The sequence below is a fragment of the Klebsiella sp. ME-303 genome (assembly GCF_007910085.1).
Taxonomy (GTDB): domain Bacteria; phylum Pseudomonadota; class Gammaproteobacteria; order Enterobacterales; family Enterobacteriaceae; genus Klebsiella; species Klebsiella michiganensis.
In genome coordinates this window covers 5,863-10,486 of sequence record NZ_VOJB01000055.1, presented here as the reverse complement: position 1 = coordinate 10,486, position 4,624 = coordinate 5,863, and the positions used below count along the sequence as shown (strand labels likewise).

The 4,624-nt window shown below is 56.0% G+C and carries 3 protein-coding genes and 1 pseudogene; all 4 read right to left on the bottom strand.

Annotated elements, in window-relative coordinates; all coding sequences use genetic code 11:
• A partial coding sequence (locus FQK12_RS03385; RefSeq protein WP_315898954.1) for a T6SS effector BTH_I2691 family protein occupies nt 1-901 on the bottom strand: 901 nt, incomplete at its 3' end.
• Between the two features lie 24 nt (nt 902-925).
• Nucleotides 926-1,798, bottom strand: a complete 873-nt coding sequence (locus FQK12_RS03380) for a hypothetical protein (protein WP_146295653.1) — start codon at nt 1,796-1,798, stop codon at nt 926-928.
• Nucleotides 1,798-4,140: a type VI secretion system Vgr family protein gene (locus FQK12_RS03375; RefSeq protein WP_014229665.1), complete on the bottom strand. Its 2,343-nt coding sequence runs from the start codon at nt 4,138-4,140 to the stop codon at nt 1,798-1,800. Before FQK12_RS03375 ends, FQK12_RS03380 begins: the two co-directional genes overlap by 1 nt.
• Before the next feature lie 32 nt (nt 4,141-4,172).
• Nucleotides 4,173-4,502 (bottom strand): annotated as a pseudogene (locus tag FQK12_RS03370) (Clp protease); the annotation flags it as partial.
• Nucleotides 4,503-4,624: the final 122 nt, after the last annotated feature.

The following is a 4,624-nucleotide window of genomic DNA, read 5'->3' as shown; positions in this document are numbered from 1 at the left end:
CCTGAATTGACAAAATCGTGTCGGAAATGGTGCCCTGATGAAGATTCGCGGGTTTAGAACGATATTTCGCCAGCGCATCCACCACATCCAGGCGGGCGTGATTAAGTTCCTGAACAATCCCGATGGCATCATCCAGCACAATGGCATGCACTGCACCGTACAGCTCCTGTAACTCCGCAACCTTATTACCCAGCGCCGTCTGCTTCCTGATATCCCTTCGGGGATAAAAACCATACGCGCCATCGGGCTGCCCTTCTTTTCCGACAATACCCGGAAATTTTTCTGTCGCAAACTCCAGCACGTTCTTTGTCAGAGTTGAGAGCGTGGGGTCAAGCTCCAGGCTGCGCCCCGCACCTTCAATTGTCACTGTTTTCCCATCAGCAATAGTCACTTGCGTAAAACGCGGTGCCGAAGCACCGGCTTGTTTATATTTCGCCAGCACTTCACGGGGCCACGGGTCATTGCTGAAGGCCACGGCTGCATGAGTATGCTTCGGATCGATATTGATAAAGCTGCTGCGGATATCATGATTCTGCTGCAGGCAGGCGGCACTCAGAGGTTCCACTTTCCCTCCTTCCGGCATTTCCTTCGCATTGAACATGCGCAAAAAGCCCTGCGGGGTGACCTGGTAGGCATACCAGACCTGTTTATCAGCCAGAACATACACATAACCCTCGCGCAGTGTACGCAGGGCGTATTTGAACTCGCCCCCCTTAAGCTCTATGTCCTGGTGAGGGACGGCAGGATGCCAGCCGGTATTTACCAGAGAAGCCGGGACTGCAGCCACACGTAACGGGTATATCGCAACTCCTTTACGCTCACACGACTTACAGCCTGAAGGTGTGGATGCTGCCTGCTGAATTGCCGCTGCGTTTTTATTTACCTGTGCTTTCATATCCATTATCAAATTCCTTTCTCAGTCGCGTCATGCCTGACGCAGCTCCTGCCAGACAAAGTCCGGGAGGGTCTGAAGCAGTTGGGTAAAGTGCAGTGCCGGGTTTTCCGCGGCTTCCTGCAGTCGGGCCTGTACGACTGCATGTGTAGTGATATCAACGGGCAAGGTCAGGGCATTGAGCGCCAGGCATAGCCGGTCACTGAGATGATGCAGCCCCGATTTATCAGCGGCAAACCAGGCATCAGCCGCAAGACGCACAGCCTCTGGAGGTAAAGCGTCATTTGATTCATGCCAGGCAGACAGCAAACGCCAGATATTACGGACTTCAGCTTGTGCGTGTTCAGCTCCCCAGTTCAGCATCCAGGCATCACCACCGGATTTACCACTCAGTGTCCTCAGTTCACCCGTACAGGACATCCAGTGCCACTGAGTCGTTGCGGCAAGCAGACCTGCCATCAACTCAGGGTCAGCAGTCGCCTGCAACAGTTCAAGGCGCAGGGGTTCGAACGCAGGGATACTGACGCCCGGTTTGATGTGTTTGCACAAATCAGCCAGCCAGACAGCCATTTCATCAGGCGAAAGTGCTGAATTCAGCCAGCCGCAGACATAGCGCTTCTCGTACAGTGCTTCTCCGAATGCATAGGTTTCACTGCTTCGGACCAGATCTTCATCCAGAGACCCGCCCGGAGAAGCAAGCAACAGCAGAATCGGACAATGCTCCGGCGACCAGGCTAAATCCGGACGCAATATCCTGCGCAGGGCATCGCTACCGTTGCTATTCCTGAGCATGTCTGCGTGCAGAGGATCCCAGCTCGCCACCTTTTTTAGCGGATCAAGCACCAGGTAGCGGTATTCATTCTGTCTGGCATTCAGGGCATCAGTTAAGTTAGTGAGGGTATCCATCAGAGCGCACTCTCCACACAACTGGCCGCCGGTGGCAGTTCAGGTTGTGTCGGGCTGAAGCTCTGTGATGCCAGATGGTTCAGGCTGGCTGATTTGGCATTCACATCACCAGGCGTCAGAATATTGACGCCAGACGGGTCGATGACCACAGCGGTTTTACCGCAACATAAAGTAATTTTCTTGCTTGCCTGAATCACCACCTCATCGTCTTTACTGATGATGGTCATGCTTTTCAGGGAGGTCAGCATCATTGCATCCCCTTGTGCCTGAATATCAACCTTACCCTTATTGGCATACATCTTGATGCCCAGCGTTTTGGCAAACAGGCTGATGATCTCGCCTGCCGCAACGGTGAATTTTTTGAAGACGCTAAAGTCACTGTTCTCGCCGGAGGTCTGAATAAAGTTCTGTCCGCTGCTGATTTGGATGCTTTGCGGTGATACCTGAGCTATCCCGTCCGGGGCGCTCATCAGCAACGCGGACTGCTGCAGATCCTTGAGAGAGGATCCCAGCAATGTTTTTTGCGCCTGGATCTGCGCGAGTTCAGCCTGTGCAGTGGCTACAGCATCGCTCAGTGATTTCGCTAACTGCTGCGCCTGATTGAGTGTCCCCAGCGCCGCATCCATCGCCAGAACCTGTCCCTGACCTTTGATTTGTGCATCTGCGGTGATGAAAATACCCTGCTGTGCACGAATAGCCCCCCAGCTGTCCGTCCTGAGTTCAAAACCTTCCCCGCGCTGTTGTTTCTTGCTGTCGACCAGATGTCCGAGATTCAGCTGGCTCTTGCCGCCGTACTCCGTCGACACCTTGATATGCTCTTTCCCGCGCTCGTCATCAAGGCGGATTTTGTTGTTCGCCGGGGTGCGCAGGACGTTACGTTTGTAGTTTCGGATAGTGACATGGTCACCGTGCGCCGAGTCGTGAAGTACGCCAGAAATGTACGGTCTGTCCGGGTTACCGTCCTCAAAACCAATCGCCACCTCGGTGCCCGCGAGCAGCGGCAGATGCAGACCATAAGTGTCCCCGGCATACGGCCGGGACTGACGAACCCACAGGCTCTCGAACCCGGTCTCCCAGCTGTCCCGGTCAAACAGCATGTTGACGCGGTAGCGGCCGTCCTTATCGATATGCCCGTAGGTGTCATTTTCAGTGGTACTGGTGACGCGGGCCGGTACGGTGCCTGCCATCACCGGACGACTGCCGGGCGCCGGGCGGAAACTAAAATCCGGGCTGTCCGGGATACCGTCAAACCTGATGCCAAAGTCCTCATCACGCCGCGCATGGCTGTGCATCGCCGTGATGACCACGCCCTGCGCAAACACGTCTGCCACTTCGTACCCGCCGGTGACTTTCAGCAGCATCCCCGGAGAGAGGGTCGGGCAGCTGGTGACGGCCCGGGTCTGCGTCTGGCCATTCAGGTAGCGTTCGTGACGAATGCGGGCATAGAACGCCCCGGACTCCGGTGCCGGATTACGGTCATGGGAGTTTCCCGCCGTCAGGTAGTTATCCGCCCAGTGATAGGCCTCTCCGTAAGTGGTGGCATCTCCCCTGGTCGTATCAACGAGGGTGTTCATGTCTTCCGTGGCCTGGCGGTAGTTGTAATCGCGGATGCTGACCTGCTTCTGCACCACGTTATGATGGCTCTCCATCTCCCACACCGAGTCCACACCCTGCGAATGCTGCCCGGATGGCGGCACCGACGGCAGCGTCAGGCCTTTCTCATACCCCTGCTGGCTGTCGTAAAACTCCACCACATCGATGTTCAGCCGCGTGTCGGTGGTAAAACGAAACCAGAGACCGACCTCACCCAGCAGGCGGGTGATAAAGTGCAGGTCGTTCTCACCGTACTGCATCACCTGTTCACGGCGCGGATACTCTTTTGAGAGCGAGAACAGAAAATCCTGACCGCGCATGTTGTGACGCTCGCGCAGAATTTTTTCCACGATTTGTGGGACCGACATGTCCTGATAAATGGCGTTCTGGTGCGAACGGTCAAGCAGCGCCAGGCGTGGCTCAAGCGTCAGGGCGTAGCGGGTTTCGTCCTTTGAGGTGCCCAGGCGTTCAAAACCCGTCACCACTCCCTGAATCACCCGCACCGGCTGCTGGATTTTGATGCCGTAGCCCTGGTCAACCGGGGCCTGCAGCGTCAGGGAAGCCGCTTTCATCAGCATCATCTCTTTGCTGATGGTATGGTCAGCGCTGGTGAACTCAATACGGTAGCGGAAGGGTTTGCTCAGGGCTTCATCGCCTTCAAACGCCAGTACATCGGGCTCGGCGTCACAGCCTTTCACCGAAAGCAGATGATGGCTGTGGCTGAATCTTAACGGAGGATTATTGCTCATGCGTGCACTCCTTCTGTGAGGTCAAACTCCAGTCCGATACCCTGAGCCAGTTCGATTTCCGGCTGCAGATCCGGCCGCTCGTCAGATTGCGCATCCAGTAACGGGCGCAGGCGCTCCAGTTGGCTCTGGCCAAGCGTCAGTAAGGGCCACAGCCAATCACAGCGAGCCAGGTTAGGTTTCCCGCCCAGCGCCATCAGCAGATGAACGCTGCGGATGCTCTGCTCTCCGGCAAGCGAGGCCAGCAGCCAGTGCCCCGGCAAAATTTTCGCATGGGTGCGGGTCTGACAGAGCGAAGCCGCCCCTTCCATCGCACGGGCACAGTAAGGGTTCAGACATCGCAACAGGCTGGCTGGATTTTCCATGAATCTCTCTCTTTGTCAGTTCCTGGACACGCTACCGCCCCTCGCTGTTCACCAAAGCGCATAAGGTCAGGCAGACAGATTGTATTTTTCTTTGCTGAGTGCCCGCATATCAGGCTCTCAGC

Bases quoted from the DNA above. Each gene is read 5' to 3' on its own strand.
- FQK12_RS03375 (WP_014229665.1), bottom strand. From the start codon at position 4,140: ATGAGCAATAATCCTCCGTTAAGATTCAGCCACAGCCATCATCTGCTT.
- FQK12_RS03380 (WP_146295653.1), bottom strand. From the start codon at position 1,798: ATGGATACCCTCACTAACTTAACTGATGCCCTGAATGCCAGACAGAAT.